Origin of the sequence: Collinsella sp. LCP21S3_A9, from assembly GCF_052118785.1 — a bacterium.
In the GTDB taxonomy this organism is placed as follows: Bacteria; Actinomycetota; Coriobacteriia; order Coriobacteriales; family Coriobacteriaceae; genus Collinsella.
In genome coordinates this window covers 53,009-69,458 of the sequence record NZ_JBQKGN010000011.1, presented here as the reverse complement: position 1 = coordinate 69,458, position 16,450 = coordinate 53,009, and the positions used below count along the sequence as shown (strand labels likewise).

Annotated in this window: 13 protein-coding genes and 1 pseudogene; 10 read left to right on the top strand and 4 right to left on the bottom strand. The window is 55.7% G+C overall.

Annotation, left to right across the window (positions count from 1 at the left end):
- Together ACTQ05_RS06235 and ACTQ05_RS06230 are read right to left on the bottom strand one after the other, a co-directional pair.
- Positions 1–1,601, bottom strand: a 1,601-nt coding sequence (locus ACTQ05_RS06235) for a transglutaminase domain-containing protein (RefSeq protein ID WP_441538365.1), incomplete at its 3' end; no start/stop codon positions are given.
- 265 nt (positions 1,602–1,866) lie between these two features.
- Positions 1,867–2,538, bottom strand: coding sequence for a hypothetical protein (locus tag ACTQ05_RS06230; protein ID WP_441538363.1), 672 nt, complete (start codon positions 2,536–2,538; stop codon positions 1,867–1,869).
- 112 nt (positions 2,539–2,650) lie between these two features.
- Between ACTQ05_RS06230 and ACTQ05_RS06225 the strand changes: the two genes are divergently transcribed.
- The gene (locus ACTQ05_RS06225; protein ID WP_441538362.1) at positions 2,651–3,151 is read left to right on the top strand and encodes an ATP-binding protein; all 501 of its coding nucleotides are present in this window, start codon (positions 2,651–2,653) and stop codon (positions 3,149–3,151) included.
- A gap of 81 nt (positions 3,152–3,232) precedes the next feature.
- Here the strand turns inward: ACTQ05_RS06225 and ACTQ05_RS06220 are convergent.
- A pseudogene (locus ACTQ05_RS06220) lies at positions 3,233–3,594 on the bottom strand (transposase); the annotation flags it as partial.
- A 560-nt stretch (positions 3,595–4,154) separates the two neighbouring features.
- Between ACTQ05_RS06220 and ACTQ05_RS06215 the strand changes: the two are divergent.
- A complete protein-coding gene (locus ACTQ05_RS06215; protein WP_441538360.1) occupies positions 4,155–4,967 on the top strand; it encodes an SMODS domain-containing nucleotidyltransferase in 813 nt (270 codons plus the stop codon).
- A gap of 9 nt (positions 4,968–4,976) precedes the next feature.
- A complete protein-coding gene (locus tag ACTQ05_RS06210; RefSeq protein ID WP_441538358.1) occupies positions 4,977–5,540 on the top strand; it encodes an SLATT domain-containing protein in 564 nt (187 codons plus the stop codon).
- Positions 5,541–5,627: 87 nt separating this feature from the next.
- On the opposite strand, the gene ACTQ05_RS06205 is transcribed toward ACTQ05_RS06210, so the two are convergent.
- Positions 5,628–6,995 carry a KAP family P-loop NTPase fold protein gene (locus tag ACTQ05_RS06205; RefSeq protein WP_441538357.1) on the bottom strand — a complete coding sequence of 456 codons (1,368 nt, stop codon included), beginning with the start codon at positions 6,993–6,995 and terminating at the stop codon, positions 5,628–5,630.
- A gap of 207 nt (positions 6,996–7,202) precedes the next feature.
- Between ACTQ05_RS06205 and ACTQ05_RS06200 the strand changes: the two genes are divergently transcribed.
- The 7 genes from ACTQ05_RS06200 (at position 7,203) to pelF (ending at position 16,449) form a co-directional block, all read left to right on the top strand.
- On the top strand, positions 7,203–7,802 hold the full coding sequence (locus ACTQ05_RS06200) for a hypothetical protein (RefSeq protein WP_441538356.1): 600 nt from the start codon (positions 7,203–7,205) through the stop codon (positions 7,800–7,802).
- Between the two features lie 320 nt (positions 7,803–8,122).
- The gene (locus ACTQ05_RS06195) at positions 8,123–8,590 is read left to right on the top strand and encodes a Panacea domain-containing protein (protein ID WP_441538355.1); all 468 of its coding nucleotides are present in this window, start codon (positions 8,123–8,125) and stop codon (positions 8,588–8,590) included.
- 9 nt (positions 8,591–8,599) lie between these two features.
- Entirely contained in the window at positions 8,600–9,619 is a 1,020-nt protein-coding gene (locus tag ACTQ05_RS06190) for a RelA/SpoT domain-containing protein (protein ID WP_441538354.1), read from the top strand.
- A gap of 488 nt (positions 9,620–10,107) precedes the next feature.
- A complete protein-coding gene (locus ACTQ05_RS06185; RefSeq protein WP_441538353.1) occupies positions 10,108–12,246 on the top strand; it encodes a DUF4118 domain-containing protein in 2,139 nt (712 codons plus the stop codon).
- On the top strand, positions 12,243–13,148 hold the full coding sequence (locus ACTQ05_RS06180; protein ID WP_441048829.1) for a hypothetical protein: 906 nt from the start codon (positions 12,243–12,245) through the stop codon (positions 13,146–13,148). Before ACTQ05_RS06185 ends, ACTQ05_RS06180 begins: the two co-directional genes overlap by 4 nt.
- Positions 13,145–15,025 (top strand): DUF2194 domain-containing protein, encoded by a 1,881-nt coding sequence (locus tag ACTQ05_RS06175; protein ID WP_441538351.1) that lies wholly within the window; start codon positions 13,145–13,147, stop codon positions 15,023–15,025. The genes ACTQ05_RS06180 and ACTQ05_RS06175 overlap by 4 nt, the downstream gene beginning before the upstream one ends.
- Complete coding sequence (pelF, locus tag ACTQ05_RS06170; RefSeq protein ID WP_441538350.1) at positions 15,022–16,449, top strand: GT4 family glycosyltransferase PelF; 1,428 nt, start codon at positions 15,022–15,024, stop codon at positions 16,447–16,449. Before ACTQ05_RS06175 ends, pelF begins: the two co-directional genes overlap by 4 nt.
- Position 16,450 lies beyond the last annotated feature (1 nt).

Below are 16,450 nucleotides of genomic sequence, written 5' to 3'. Positions count from 1 at the left end.
AGGCAAAGCCAAAGAGAGAAAGAGGCACGCCTTTGCCAAACCTGAAACCTTTCCTTGCCACGTGTGAAAAGAACCGCTGCCTCAATTGAAAGCCCGAGCTTGACACAAACACCCGAGCCCGTGGCAGCTACAGCCATGCCGCGGTCGATCTCCGAGGCCAGGCGGTAGGGGCCGTCGTCGATGACCTTCTCTAATGCGGTTGCTTTGTATTCAGCTTTCAGGTCGTACTTAGCGCTCCATTTGCTGCTCGATTCTTTCGTGACGTTAGATGCCACCGTTAGATCAACCTTGGCTCCTTGGACTTTCCACTCCCTCAGATTCATCGCGTCCGCAACAATCCCATTCTGAATCCCCGAAATGCTTGGCGGGAACGACTGGTTATCAGCATCAATGGAAAAGCTCTCTTCCTTGGCATCCAAGTGCTGCTGAATTCGGTCGGCATACTTCTCGGCCCATTCATCGGCCTTGCCGTTTTGCACAAAGTAATTGTTTGACAGGTCGGTTGAGCGGTAGGCGTAGCCGTCCTTCTTGTAGTTTGCCGTGTGGTCGGAGTGGGCGATTGCCATGAGCTCGTCGGTCAGGCCAAAGTACAGATGGCGCTGGTCCAGGTCTCCGTACCAGTTTTCGCTGGTGTCGTCCCAGGTTAGGTCCATCTGACACCATTTGCCGTCGATCTTTACGGCGTTCCAGGTGTGGCCGTTGCCGGTGATGCGGCCGTTGGCGATGCCCGCGGCGTCAAGGAGCTTGGAGTAGATGCGCTGGTAGCTCTCGCAGGTGCCCTGGTGGCGCGTGAGGCCGCTTTCGGCCGAGCACCAGTTGAGGCTGTGGTCGTACTCCAGCTGGTCGAGCGTCCAGTCGTGGAGCCACAGCGCCATGTCGTATTCCGAGCCGTTCGTCTCTTGCCTGCACAGGTCCACGGCGTTGTTGACGATCTGCGTGACGCTTGGGCGGGCGGCGTCGTTTACGGTCACCTCTGCCGTGGTGCGCAGGTAGTAGATCCCATTGTCGTTTTGGGGGTCGTATCTGTCGTTGTCCATAAAGTAGAAGTGGATGCGGTACGTGCCCGATGCCGTGAAGTCAAAGGTAAAGACGTGGCCCGCGGTGCCCAGGCTGCAGTAGCTGGCCCATGTCGGGCGAGACGGGTCGCAGACGCTTTCCTGGCTGCCGCCGTCCCAATAGGTGGGCACGTCCATGCGCGCCTTGGCTTGGGACGAGCCGTTGGTCTGGGTTACGTGGAAGGTCGTCGCGGTGCCCGCGGGGGCGTCGTTCCACGAGACGGTGAAGGTGACGCCGTTTTGGCTTGCGGTGACGGAGTGGGCGTAGCCGGTTTGTGACGCGGTGGAGATTGCCGCGGGCGTGGGGTTGGTCTGGGTTCGGAGGGATGGGGCGGGGGCGCCTGTTGAGGCGGTGGTGTCGTCAGCGCTTTCCGTGTTGGCTGCGCTGGTGCCGGTGGATGTTGCGGTGCTGTCCTCAACGGTATCTGCTGTCGCATTTGTGCTGGCGCCGTCTTCAGCCTTGCCTATGTCGCTGTTCGTGGCGTCGGCCTGCGCCTGCTGCTCGGCTGTTGCCTGAGGCTGTACGGCTTCTGCGATGGCTGCCATAGCATCGTCGCGCTGACCATGGAAGTGCACGCGATCGCGCAGAGCAGGTAGTAAAGGGATCGTTTCATAGCGGAGCCTCTCGGTGAGCAGCCAATAGGGTCCGAAGGCAGCCCCAGGCCAGCACTCCGCACATATTTTGTTGCGGTTTATTTTACGGGAACCCCAGTCAACATCAGCGAACTATCTGGGGAAGGTTGGGGAGGGGAGAGGGTAGATGGCTGTTGGGACGTTGGCCATTGGTGGCGTTCCGCCCGCGCTTCGTTGGCTATACGCGATGCGGGAGCTCCAGCATGAGGCCGTCTTGCGACTCTTCGAGGCTCGGGACCGAAGCCTTCCAGGAAAAGTCCGCGAGGCTGCTGCTTAGGTCAAGCTCTGCATGGGCGTATTTTTCGATTTTGCAGCCTGGGTGATACTCGTCTGGTAAAAGGCGACATTCGACCGGACGCGACCCGATGATTCGATACTCCTTTTGATATGCGTACCTAGGCGTTTTGATAACGAGATTGTGCGGGATGCCCTCAAAGATCTCGCGGATCAGTTTTGGCCCGGGGACGCCGTAGGAGACGGGACCGTGGGCGTAGATGCTTCCGTCGTCGGTGGTGTGTCTGTCGGCGAGGCTCGCGAAGCTGTCGTACTGCACAATGCCGATCCACCCGTCCGCGCCTCCGAACTGCTGGATCATGCGTATCGGGATTTTCATGGTGTTGTCGACGATATCGTTCTCGCGGACCGTGTATATGCAGTAGATGGGCAGGCAAGTATATCCGTAGAGGCACACCCCGGGGGCCATGGACGCCTCGAGCGGATCGCCCTGCTCGCCAGGCAGGCCATGGTAGTAGCCGGCCGCATTCATGTAGAGGCGACCGTTTATCAAGTCGTCGATGTACGCTTCCTTGGGTGCGAACTTGAGTAGGTATGCGATGTTGCTGTTGGGCATGGTGTTTCCTTTCTTGGGTAGTGATGTTCCTGGTCGCTTTGCTGGTCCGGGTTCCTTGCTATTAAGGTAAGGGCGTCTGGTGGGACCTTCGTGCCGGAATGGTGCGTGCCTGGTGCTCGCCGGGGTTGTGATCGCCTGCGGCGCTTGGACACACGCAGGTGGAGCGTTCCTGAAGTTGTTGTTGGGCGACGTCGGCACCGGCAAGACGCACATGGCGTCGGCCCTCTGCGCGCTGGCGTGCGAGAGGAGGCTCGAGGCGCGCTTCTTCACGGCGTCCTCGCTCGTGATGCGCCTGAGGCGCGCCCGCGACGACGGGAGGCTCGACCGGGAGGCCGCGCTCATCGGCAAGGCCCGCCTGCTCGTCATCGACGAGCTCGGGTTTCTCCCGCTCGACGCGGACGGGGCGAGGCTGCTCTTCCAGGTCTTCGCCGACGCATGCGGGAGGCAGTCGGTGGCAATCACCGCGAACCTGGAGTTCAGCAGGTGGGGGTCGGTGTTCGGGGACGACCAGATGGCCGCCGCCGTGATCGACCGCATCGTCCACCACGGGAGGCCCGTCCAGCTCCGCGGCGAGTCCTACCGCGTCCGCCATGCCCTCATGCAGGAGGGCTAGCCGCTCAAAAAGCGTGCGCGTTTCCGATGCTCAGGCTGCTCAATTTCCGATGCTCTTTTTGCTCAAATCCTCTTGACGAAACACAACCCTCGTCCTCCTCCTGGTCTCGCGGTCGATGCGTTCGATTCCGTTGTTCGTCTTGATCCGGCGCCAGTGCTCGGGCGGGAATTCCGTGTAGGCCAGCGTCTCGGCGCGCCCGCCGTGCACCGGCCTCGCGGCCGCTCTGGGTCTAATCGACATCGCTCCTCCTCCGCCTCCCCGGCCTTCCTGCCGCAGTCTCGTGCGATTCCTGCGCGTGGATCGTCTTTAACATTCACGCCATGGCCTTTCGCCTGGTCACGGGAATCCTCCCCAGCACGTTGAAGCGGAAATCCACCGTGCAGCGCTGGTGACGGGCTTCGGGGAACACCCCCCTCGGGCGCGCCGAACATCCCGGCGCATGTTTGGGCGCGTATTATGTTCTTTCGTTATTTGGCCGCAAGACCTCATGTGGGTGTCATCGGTGTTCTTGCTCGGTTTAGAATTTGGTTGGCTACACGATCGGTCGTACTGATAGCATTTATTAGTGCTTTTGCTAGTGGCTATTTTCGCTGGGGTCATCACTGGACTAACGGTTAAATCGGTTCGAACGGCGCTATTGGCCGGTGCATTCCCTTATGCGGTCGAGATATACAAAGTGCCTCAGCTAGATTAGTGTCGATGACTCGCGGCCTGCGTATTGCTGCCGCTTTGATGCAAATATCCACTTGTTGATCAATGACGAGCACCATGATTTTGCACAGAGCACCAGGGTCGACATGGGCTCCGGTGCCCTTTTAGTTGCTGACGGTGGTTCTTTCGATGTAGCGTGGCAGTTATATATGAATGGCCTTAATAGGAGTACTTGTGTTCGCATGGGGTTGCGGCGGTAAAATTGATTCAATGGATTAGTGCCGCTGCTAATCATGTGGCATGACCTGGGCTGTCGTTTTGTCGGTGAGTAGATTGTGGGGCTGTTAAGCTTATGGACCGAGTTAAGAAGAATATCGTTGGCGTTGAATCTGCAAAGAGAGAATTGATCTCCAAAAGGTACAAACGGATTACCAAGGCTGTGAACTCGGAGTTTTGGAATTCCAACAGCGAGACGGCACATTCACTGTATGTTGGTTCTTATGGGCGTGGTACTGCAACAACAGATAGCGATCTTGACGTATTGCTGTCCCTTCCTCGGAGCGAGTACGAGCGTTATGACATGTATAGGGGGAACGGACAATCAAGATTGCTTCAGGCTGTAAAATCCGCAGTTTCCGAGAGCTACTCTACGACTGATGTTAAGGGTGATGGTCAGGTTGTCGTTGTCAGATTCTCGGATGGAATGAAGTTTGAACTTCTTCCGGCATTTGAGCACGTGGACTGTTGGGGATCATTTGTGAGTTACGACTACCCCGATACTCATATGGGCGGTCGATGGCTTGCAACTGATCCCAAGGCGGAGCAGGAAGCGATGAAAGAGAAAAACGCAAGCTCGAGGGGACTCCTATTCGACACTTGCAAGCATATTCGAAATGTCCACGCCGCCAACTTCTCAAGCTATAGGTTGTCCGGCATCGTTATCGATAGTTTCGTATTCTCCGCGATTGGTGATTGGCATTGGACGGATGGGGAAGGCTCCGCACCTGCAGGTACATATGAGACGCTACTTTTGGATGAGTTTAATCGCCTTTCCCAGCAAGGCTCGGTGCCGTTCGCACTTTTTAGCCCAGGTAGCCAGCAGGCTATCGATACAGCCAAAAGTTATGAGTGCCTCGGAAAGGCGCTTCGCCAAATGGCGTGCTAGGAGGTTGTTTTGGATAGATTGGATTTTAGGGAGCGGCTACGCGGGCAGATTGAGGAATCTTACGGCAAGCTGTCGTACACCTATCAGACGCAACAGGAAGCGGCGACTCTTAAACGTATGCTAGCCAATTGTATTTCCATCGGCCAGATAGTTTTAACTGCTGTTTCAACCTGTGGAGTTATTAGCGTCTTTTTTGGTCAAGTTGGAATAGGAGCTTTCGTCGCTTCCATTACCTCCGCCTCCTCGCTTGGGCTAAATCTGTATACTCGCGGTTCTAAGTTGCCGGAGGAGGCCGAAGAACATGTGCGTTGTGCCAATCGACTCTGGGTCGTTCTTCAGGATTATGAGTCATTGCTTACGGATTTTGATGATCTTGAAGTTGGAGAAATCCGCAGATGCCGCGACTTGCTCATTGAGAAGCAAGCCGAAATATATGCAGAAGCGCCAAGGACGAGCGACAGGGTGTACAAGAAAGCCCGTAAAAGGCTAAAGAACGGACATCAATCATTTGAGCCGGAGGAGATTGACATATTGCTGCCGTCGCGCCTGCGTAGCCATGCCTGTGAGGAATAGCGCGACATTCGCTGAGTTCTTAGGGCCGGGAAAGTTTCCCGGCCCTTTTGATAGACAATCTTTTTGGTGCGTTAGCGTGAGGTGATTTTACTCGCCTGCCGACGGCGGGGCCAGGCGCTGGAACAGCTTTTTGCAGTGTGGCGAGATGTCGAGGTCGATGCCGCACAGTTCCCGAATACGCGGATCGGTGTTACTAGCGGAATAGATAGCGGCGCAAACGTCTTCAATAAAACGGCTTCGCCTACACTCGGTTTCTTGATGGTAGGGAAGCTCACCTTTTCTTGTTCCCCAAGTTTTTTCAATTGCCTCGTCGAGAAGCTCCACAAAGAGCCCGCTGTGGCTTGCTAGCTCGTACACTGCAAAATAGTTTGTGCCCGTCTTCACCTCGTGCCAAGCAAGGGGTTCGTAGTAGGCAAGAATGTTCAACACGGGCAGTAGGCAGTTGTATTGGAAACACTGGAGCTTTGTGTCTCCAAAATACTCATTGTGCTTACTGATGTAATCCAAGAGATTTGCTATGGGTTCGGCGAGTCTGTTGCAGGCTCGTAGGGAGGCTTGTTTGTAGCTGAGCAAATCGATGGTTATATCCATGAAGGTATATCCATCCATTGTATTAACGCCTTTATACAGAAGGTACTCGGCCGGCTTTATCGGATTTAGCTCGAGGCGTTTGTCGTAGAAGCGCTCGAGGTATTTTCTTCCTTCAAAGCTTGATCCATATACACCCTGGAGGGAATGGGCCAGCTGCGTAATGTCGGTCGAATAAACTACAACAATGTTCTCTTGCTGAAACAGGGTTTTGGTCTGCTCGAGTACCTTTATGGCGAATTCGGGCCGGCAGCGATCGAGCTCGTCGATAAAGATGATGGCTCGTTTGGCTATCTTGGGCAGATGGTTCTTTATGAGCTCGCCAATTTTGCTCCTAAGCTCTTTTTCCGCTTTGTACTGTTCGAGAAAATCAGTGCCGCTGAAACTTTCAATGATGCCATTAATGTCAACGCCGTATCCGATAATGGAGGCGGCGGTTTCTATCACGCTAATGACTCCCTTACCGAAATCCTTTCCTCCCTTGACGCTCTGTTCGTCTGCGGCATTAGCGATAGAGGCCAATATAGGCAAGATCGGATTGTCGAAATGGTCGTCTTCCCACGCGTTGAAATAAATGGGCAGACATGGCGTCGCGGGGAGCTCCGTTGCGGTTTCTCCTAGTGTCGCGTTAAGCGTCTCTAAATCGGGGTCGAGAGTCGGATTTGCCATTTGCAGGACTCTCGCTACTTGCTTTACAAAGAATGTCTTGCCAGAACCCCAAGGCGCGTCAATAACAAAGGTGTACGGTGGCTCAACCGCAATGAGCATCTTTAGAAAGTCCTCAATTTCTCTCTTGCGGTGAAGGGGGTCCTGAGTAAGACCGTCTTCAATCGCTTCCGGCGTGGGTTCCTCATCGACTCGTTTCATGGTGGCTGCCTTCTTTCTGTGGACTAGGGTTGTGTTTCGGTCTTATTCCTTCTGTAAATAGGGTCGGTAGGTTTCTTCTTGTCTAACTTTTATCCGTAGGTTTTACCCTTTAAGTGTTTAACAATGCCTAGACCTGCTATTTTGCATACGCAGTGAAGTGGTATCGTGCTTGAGCTTATACTGATTTCTATTTGTGTTGGGAGATTGATGGTTAACAAGTCCCGAGAGGGCAGGGACGGTGGGCTTGAAACCTCCGATGTCCTGATCACGGTTTTAACCTCTGCGGCCCTTCCGGTCGCCTCGCGCATCCTTACGCTTGCCTTTGGGGATAATTCCTTGTGGTCTGTCGACCGATTGTTCATTATTTATTTTGCATCATTTTCAGGATGGATATTGAGAAGTTATCTCCAGCTTGTCGTGGAGAGAAACGGAATGAGGGATAAAGGCTATACGTTTATGGATTCAGATGCGGCGGGGAATGCCATTTGGACCTTTCCCGTTGTTCTTGCCCTCTTTTGTTGGAATCTAATACCAGGTTTAATCACACTCCTTGCTATCTATGCTGTCGCAGCCTTTTTGCTCTTGAAGTATCGGAGTGTCTTTTGCATTGACGTGGGAAGAATGGGGTTTATCGGATTATGTACGCTTCTTACTGTTGTCGTCATGGAAGTGGTCTTTGTAGGCTATCTGTCTGATCCGCCATCTGAAATATATCAATTCGTTATCTATACGATGACGTTAGTTCTTATTATTTCGTTTAATTATGCGCTCGATCGTTTTCGAATTAAACGCTTCGGTCGAAAGTAATAAGATTCGGGATCTTCCAGATGGTCGTCTGTCAGCATGGGTTATTAGGGATATCGGAGGGGCTCCCGTTTACGAAGTCATGTTTCGTATTGGTCCTGAACTGTTTTCAGAAGATTCTATTGATATGCCCACAGGTTTCTGTATGAACGTTAGGGCTGCGCTTGTTTACTGTCCGCACGGGCCTGTATGTTTTTCTCAACGTAATTTCATGGTATCTAGACTTGATATAGATGCGTCAGAGCGCATTTAAGGTTTTTAGACTTACTATAAAATTCAGTATTTAAAACAGGTGTTGTAGGGACTATTGAGAGGAGATATCGATGACTACGGTTAACGTTGTTGCTAACTACATTTTGGACTCACTTGGATTTGTCTCTACGATGAAGCTGCAAAAGCTGACGTTCTACTCTCAAGCTTATTCGCTTGTGTATTTCGATGCACCATTGTTTGAAAGCGATTTTCAGGCATGGGCCAACGGGCCAGTATGCCCCGATCTCTTTGCCCTGCATCGTCGTCGATTCATTGTTGGTCCTGGCGATTTGGGCTCATCGGATCAGTTTGTATCGCTCACTCGAAACGAGCGGAAATCAGTCGATGAGGTTCTTTCGATTTTGAGCGAATATGATGGCGATGAATTGAGCAAGCTTACTCATGAAGAAGCCCCTTGGAAAAATGCAAGGGGAGATATCGGAGATGGGGAGCGTTGCTCCAGTGTGATCTCCAAGGATTCGATCAAAAGCTACTACTCTTCGCCGGCTTGTGAAAACCCCGTCTTTCAAATCGCCTAGGTGGTATCAATGAGGCCTCTCTCCAAAAATATGGCAAAACGGGCTGGTGTTATTCTTCGCGATATCAATGCCACTGAGGATAAAGTTAAAGAGGCAAATGTTATTGTTTCGGAGTGGAGGGAGGCTCATCAGGAAATACTTGATTTCTATCATGACCTTCTAAAAACGACAGCCTTGAGCCTTGATCCTGATGCGCTTTGTGTAAGCCGATTAAAGAGGTACGACACAATTATCGGCAAGTTAAAAAGGCCGGGACTGCACATGAATCTGAATCAGATGCATGATATTGCAGGATGCAGGGCTATCGTTAGCGACAACGACCGCGTGTTTGCTGTTAAGGATGGCCTCGAGGCCGCACTGAAGAACAAGAACATGCCTGGTATCAAGGATTATATTCACCAACCCAAGAAAAATGGATATCGAAGTCTACATTTGATTTGCCAGCATGATTCTTCGCTGACGGGCTTAAAGGACTTGTATTGTGAGATACAGATCCGCACCAGGCTGCAGCATGAGTGGGCAACCGCTCTTGAGACATACGATGTCGTTTGTGGAAGTGGTCTCAAGTTCGACAGAGGCTCTTCAGACGAGGCGCGCATCTTCGCTTTGATTTCAAACGTGCTAGCAATAAAAGAGAATGCTGCCTTAGTACCTTCTGTGTCAGCAAATCTTAATGAACTGCGTAGCGAAATAATTGAACTGGATAATAAGCTGAAGCTGCTAGATCGTCTTGCGGCATGCTCTGGCTCTGTGAGCGTCGTTGCAACAAGCGGCAACTTTAGCGATAACGCTTATTGCCTGATGTGTGTTGATTACGGGGAGCAAAAGACCGATCTGTTTATTTATGACGATTATGAAGACCTGCGAACTAATGAACTGTATACGCGGCAAGAAGAAATGAAAAAGGATTTGCAAGACGTGCTCCTTGTCAAGGTGTCGTCTTTGAAGGGTCTTCAAGAGGCTTACCCCAGTTACAGTATGGATATCAAGGGATTTCTTAATACGATAAATGAATTTCTGGGTCGCTAATGTTCGAATGAGTTGCTAAGTTCACGCCCTCGATCTCTTTGGGCTGGAGGTGCTTCTTTGCAAGCTGCTCGCTCTGGACATCCGCACTATTAATCGCTTATCTAGTATTTAACATTGCAGAATTACGAACTTTGATCAACGGGCCCTTTGATGTATCCGCGACTACTAGATGTTGTCGTGTTTTCGCTTTAGGGCAGTGGGCTTAATCGTGCATTTCGGAAGTGCGGGAAAAACCAAGACTCCCCGAGTACGCACCGTTTTTTACTAACAAAACCGCAGGTCGCCGAAGCTCAAAACCGGGGCTTGGTCGGCAGATCTCGGATTTTCCCAGCACTTCCGGATTGAGCGCTTATTTAGCACCCTCGATGTCCCCACATCCTCTAAAAAAGTTCTTAATACAGCCTTAAAACTGTATCTGGCTCGCGTTGACGGCGTACAATACGCGTGTTTGACTATGGCAAATGTGGAATTCAGGGGAGGGGTGCGCCATGGAGGTGCTGGTTGTTGGCAACACCGCATATGTTGACGATGACTTTTGTGCCAAGGCGTTCCCCGGGGACCATGTTAAGGTCGTCGCTGCCGCGGAAGCGCGCCGCGACGAGTCATCGCTCCATGCCTCGTGGAATGAGCTCCTCCAGCACTTGGAGCAGGCCTACGAGTTCGACCGCGTGGTCTACCTATCCAATTACCTTACCCCGCATACCGATATCGTGGGCGATATCGAGCTGCTGCGCTCGGTCTTTCGTGCGTGCGCGGGTCGCCGGGTCCAGCTGCTGTATGTGGCGGGGCCCGCGGGTGCCTCGGGTGCCGCCGATACCACGGGGCGAACGGGCAAGGGCATTATCGCGCGCGCAGCCAACGACCTGTGCCGCTACTACGCTGCTCGCGAGGGCGTTCAAACCAAGATCCTGCGCGTGCCGTTCCTGTGTACCGCGTCTGCCGCGCTGGATGATCCGTTTTTGGTGCCGCTGTTCGACGCGTGCTCAACCGGATCGGTCGCTTTGCAGGGCGCGGAGGACGCGCCGTTTCCGCTGCTGTGTGCCGAGGAACTCGCGGTGCTGGTGCATCGCATCTTTGACAGCTGGGACGCCTCCTTTGAGACGCTCGATGTTGCCGATACCTTCCATCACACGTCAGGTGAGGTGGGCGAGGCCCTCAAGGCGCTGTTCCCAGGGCTCTCAGTTGCCTATGGCGATTCTGCCGGCTATGCCCTGCCCGTCAGCGACATCGTTCGCGTTCGCTATGGCTGGTTTCAGCGCTACGACCCGTTTCGTGATCTTTCGACCATTCATGCTCGCTGGGATGCTGGCCGCGCAGGGAAGGTCAACCCCTTGCGCGCCGCCATCGACCGCATCCAGATGCACACGCTGCCTATTAAATGCCTGGAGACGGGCGTCGCCTGGGTCCTGTTCGAGGTGCTGGAGTATTTGTTCTCGCAATCTGCCCAGCTCAACGTGCTCGATTATCGCCTGCTCTACGTCGTGCTCATCGGCACGCTGTATGGCCTGGACTTTGGTCTGGTTGCGGCGCTGCTGGCATCGGTTGGGTTGGCTGTGAGCTACTTTACCCAGTATGGCTATACCTTCCAGGGCCTCTTTTACGAGCCGTCCAACTGGCTGCCGTTTATCGCGTACTTTGTGGTGGGTGCCGTATGCGGCTACGTGCAGCTGCGCAACAGCGAGGCCATTAAGATGGAGCGCGACCAAAACGAGCTCGTGCGTAATCGCAATACGTTCCTCACGCAGCTCTATCACGATGCTATCGAGGACAAGCGCACCTACAAGCGCCAGATTGTGGGGCGTCACGATAGCTTTGGCAAGATCTTTGCCGTGACGCAAGAGCTCGACGTGCTCAACCCGCGCGACATCTACCGCAAGTGCTGTGAGCTCATGGGTGAGATTCTCGAAAACAATTCGGTGACGATCTACCACGTTTCGGGCGGGGCGTTTGCACGTCTGGTGGCGGCGAGTCCCGTGATTGCCGAAGACGCCACGCGCTCGCTCACGCTTGAGCAACTTGCACCCCTTTTGGGCGGCGGGGGTCGTTCGAACCTGTGGGTCAATCGCGAGCTGACGCCGGGGCTTCCCATGTTTGGATATACGATCGAGCGCGACGGGGCGCCCGCCGTGTTGATCTTTGTGCGTCGTGCGGCCGAGAACCAAATGACGCTCTATTACCAAAACCTGTTCCGCATCTTGTGCGGACTGGTCGAAAGCGCGCTGGGCCGTGCCTTTGACTATGAGGCGGTGGCGCAGGATAAACGCTGCGTCGATGGCACGTGCGTGCTCAAGCAGGCGGCCTTTGGTCAAGAGCTCGCGGCCGAGCAGGCGCTGTCGGATGGCAAGATGGGCAGCTTTTTGCTCCTGCGCGTGGTGCCGGGCATGGAGCCTGTCGGCGAGCTGGTGGGCGCAATTGGGTTGGCAATCCGCGAGAGCGATGCGGCGGGCCTGGTCGACGGTGACGTGCTTTACCTGCTTATGCGCCAGGCAAAGGCGAGCGACCTGCCCATTATCCGCGAGCGCCTGAGGGCGAAGCGGATTGCGGTGGAGCCTGTCGACGGCGAGGACATCGTGGCGCTTCTGCAGCACATCGCTGACACCGGTGACGGTGAGGGGGATGTCGCTTGATCTCGCTTGTCGTTGCTGCCGTCTTGCTGCTGATTCATGCGCTGGTTTGTCTGGTGTTGTGGACGCTTATGAAGTTGGGCCTGCTGCCGGTGCGCGGGCATATGCTGGCCGTGATGGTACTCGTGCCGTTGTGGGGACCGCTGCTGGTGGTGCTGCTTATCACGCGTAGCGCCGTGTTTGGCGCGGACCTTAAGGACGCCACGCTAGAGTCGCTGCGCATTAACGACGAGCTGCATCGCAGCATCTTGGTGCACGACCGTGAAGCCGATGCGGGCGTGATCCCGCTCGAGGAGGCGCTCATCGTCAACGACCCGGCAGACCGGCGCCGCCTCATGCTCTCCATGCTTACCGAGGAGCCCGATGCGTACCTGGCGCAGCTGCAGGCGGCTAAGCTGAACGACGACGTTGAGGTGGCGCACTATGCCGCGACGGCGGTGGCGCAGATCTCCAAGGAGTCCGACCTTAAACTGCAACAGCTGGAGCGAGCCTTTAAGACCGACCCGAGCGCGCAAAACCTCAACGAATACTGCGATTTTCTTGGTGAGTATTTAGACTCGGGTTTGGCTGAGGGACGCGTGGCTCAGATTCAGCGTCAACAGTACGCACGTCTGCTTGCGCGCCGCTGCGAGCGCGAGGACACCTTTGAGCTGCGTATTCGGTATGCGACGGCGCTGGCCGATGTCGGACAGATCGACGAGGCGCAGGCTGTGACCGACCAGCTCGTGCTCGACGCGCCCGAGGAGCAGGAGGTTTGGATGCTTTGCCTGCGCCTGGCCGTGATGCGCCGCGACGGTGACGAGGTCCACCGCGTGATCGATGCGATCGACAAACAGCATGTGTACTTGAGCGCCGCCAACCGCGAGGAGCTGGCTTTTTGGCGCGACGGGGAGGAGGCCCGATGAGCGTGGTTCAGCATATCCGCGACCGTGCGGGCCATTTTCGCTGGATGGGCCTGCTCGTGGTGTGGGCGGTCTTTATTGCCATGGCCGCCGTGCTGCTGGTGGAGCGTGCCGGCGTGCAGTACAGTGCGGGCCAGCATAAGCTGGGGATGCTTGCCGCCAACGATGCGGTGCCGGCCTCCTCGGCAATATTTGGTCAAAAGCCCACGTGCCTGGTCATTACCGATTCCGATCAGACGGGCGTCGAGGACGTAAAGGAGCAGTTCGACCAGATTCTGCTCGACATGAAGATCGCGCACCGCGACGTGGACCTTGCCCTGGACGGCGCGGATGCCATTCCCTCGCTGACGTCCTTCGATCGCGTGATTCTGCTCATGCCGTCGCTCGATGGGCTCGGTACGCACCTGACCGATATTATGAGTTGGGTGAGTGCTGGCGGTTCGCTTATGCTCGCCATGCCGCCGGATAATTCGAGCTATCTGCAGGTGATTGCTCCCAAGCTTGGTATTGAATCGGCCGGATACGACTATGTAATAGCCGAAAGCATTGTGCCGAGCGAGGACTTTATGCTGGGCGGGGGAGAGCGCTACGGGCTCTCGGACCCCTTTGATTCGTCGCTTTCGGTTTCGCTGCGCGAGACGGCGCGTGTGTGGGCTAAGACCGGCGATGCGGGCGCCCCGCTCATTTGGTCCAATGACTGCGGTAGCGGACGCACCGTGGTATGTAATATCGGTATCTACGACAAGGTCATGCGCGGGTTTTACGCCGCGGCGATCAGCCTGCTCGGCGATGCCACGGCCTATCCGGTCATCAACAGTGCCGTCTTCTATCTGGACGACTTTCCCAGCCCCGTGCCCTCGGGCGACGGCACCTACATCAAGCGCGACTACGGGCTTTCCATCGCCGACTTTTATGCCAAGGTCTGGTGGCCCGATCTGCAAAAGCTCGCGCAAAAATACGGCATTCGCTTTACCGGTGTGATGATCGAAAACTACGAGGACGCGGTCAACCAGACCGAGCCCGCGCGCCAGGCCGATACCACGCAGTTCCGCTACTTTGGCGGCATGCTGCTGCAGATGGGCGGAGAGCTGGGCTTTCACGGCTACAACCATCAGCCGCTGGCGCTCTGGGACACCGACTATGGCACGCTGTACGACTACAAGACGTGGAAGAACAAGGAGACGCTTGTTGCATCGCTCAACGAGCTTATCGCCTTTCAGGACGAGGTGCTGCCCAACGCGCACGGTTCGGTCTACGTGCCGCCGTCAAATATCCTTTCGGCCCGCGCTCGCAAGATTATTGGCGAGGACGTGCCGCGCATTAAGACCATCGCCAGTACGTATTTTGAGGATGGTACGGATCTTCCGTACGTGCAGGAGTTTGGCGTGGCGAGCGATGGCATCGTGGAGCAGCCGCGCATTGTCTCGGGCGGCATGGTCGACGATTCCTATATGCGCCTGGCTGCCGTGTCCGAGCTCAACATGCACTATGTGAGTACGCACTTTATGCACCCGGACGACTTGCTCGATCCCGATCGCGGCGCCAGGCAAGGCTGGGAGATCTATAAGGGCGGCCTGACCGACTACCTGGACTGGCTTACCAAGTCTGCGCCCGACCTGCGTCGCCAGACCGGCTCGGAATGCTCGGGCGCCATCCAGCGCTTTTCGTCCGTGACGGTGAGCGTGGATACAGATGCGGATGCCTGGACGCTTAACCTGGGCAATTTTCACGACGAGGCGTGGCTCATGTTCCGCGCCAATAACGGCGAGCCGGGTGCAGTCACGGGTGGCGAGATTACGCATCTGACGGGCGACCTGTACCTGGTCAAAGCCACGGACAAGACGGTGACCATTGCGCGCAAGGAGGGTAGCGACAAATGAGAATCTGCTTGGTACTCGAGGGTTGCTACCCCTATGTGCACGGTGGCGTGTCCACCTGGATGCATGGCTATATACAGGCCATGCTCGAGCACGAGTTTGTGCTGTGGGTGATCGGCGCGCATGCGGCCGACCGCGGCAAGTTTGTCTACGAGCTGCCCAAAAACGTTGTCGAGGTGCACGAGGTGTTTCTGGACGACGCCCTGCGTCTTTCGGGCGAGCAGGAAGAGGCCGACTTTAACGACCGCGAGCGCGAGGCGCTGCGCCGCCTGGTGTCGCTTTCCAATCCGGATTGGGACGTGCTGTTCGATATCTTCCAGCGTCGTCGCGTGCATCCGCTCTCGTTTTTGCAGAGCCGCACGTTTATGGATATCTTTCGCGACGTGTGCCTGGCCGAGTATCCCTACACGCCTTTTGCCGACGCATTCCATACCATGCGCTCCATGCTGCTGCCCGTGCTCTACCTGCTGGGCAGCGAGGTGCCGGTGGCCGATGTGTATCACGCCATCTCGACCGGCTACGGCGGCCTGCTCGCCTGCTTGGGTTCAAGCGTTCACCATGCGCCGGTGCTGCTCACCGAGCACGGCATCTACACGCGCGAGCGCGAGGAAGAGATTATTCGCGCCGACTGGGTGGTGCCGTCGTTTAAGGACCGCTGGATCCGCTTTTTCTACCTGCTTTCGGAGGAGATCTACCGTCGCGCTTTTCGCGTGACGAGCCTGTTTCACAATGCACGCAAGACGCAGATCGATATGGGCTGCGATGCGGTCAAATGCCTGGTCATTCCCAATGGCATTCAGTTCGACCGCTTTAAGGACATTCCCTTAAAGCCTGATGACGGCTGGGTTGACATTGGCGCGGTGGTGCGCCTGGCGCCCATCAAGGACGTCAAGACCATGATCTATGCCTTCTTTGAGCTGCACGAGCGCGTCCCTAAGGTGCGCCTGCATATCATGGGCGGCGTGGACGACGAGGAGTACGGCGCCGAGTGCCATGCGCTGGTCGATACCCTGGGCGTGCGCGACCTGATCTTTACCGGCCGCGTCAACGTGGTCGAGTACATGGAAAAGCTGGACTTTACCATTTTGACGAGCATCTCCGAGGGCCAGCCGCTCAGCGTGCTGGAGTCGCTTGCCGCGCGTCGTCCCTGCGTAACGACCGAGGTGGGCTGCTGCCGTGAGCTGCTCGAAGGCGCCCCGGGCGACGACTTTGGCGTGGCGGGATTTGTGACGCCGCCTATGTATCGCAAGGGCTTGGCCGATGCCATGGAGCGCATGTGCGCAAGCCGTGCCCGCCGTATCGAGATGGGGGAGCGCGGCCAGCGTCGCGTTGCCACGTACTTTTTGCACGATCAGATGCTCGCCAACTATCGCGCGCTGTACGACGAGACGGCGCGTGCGTATGATTTGCCCAGAAAGGGGGAGTAGC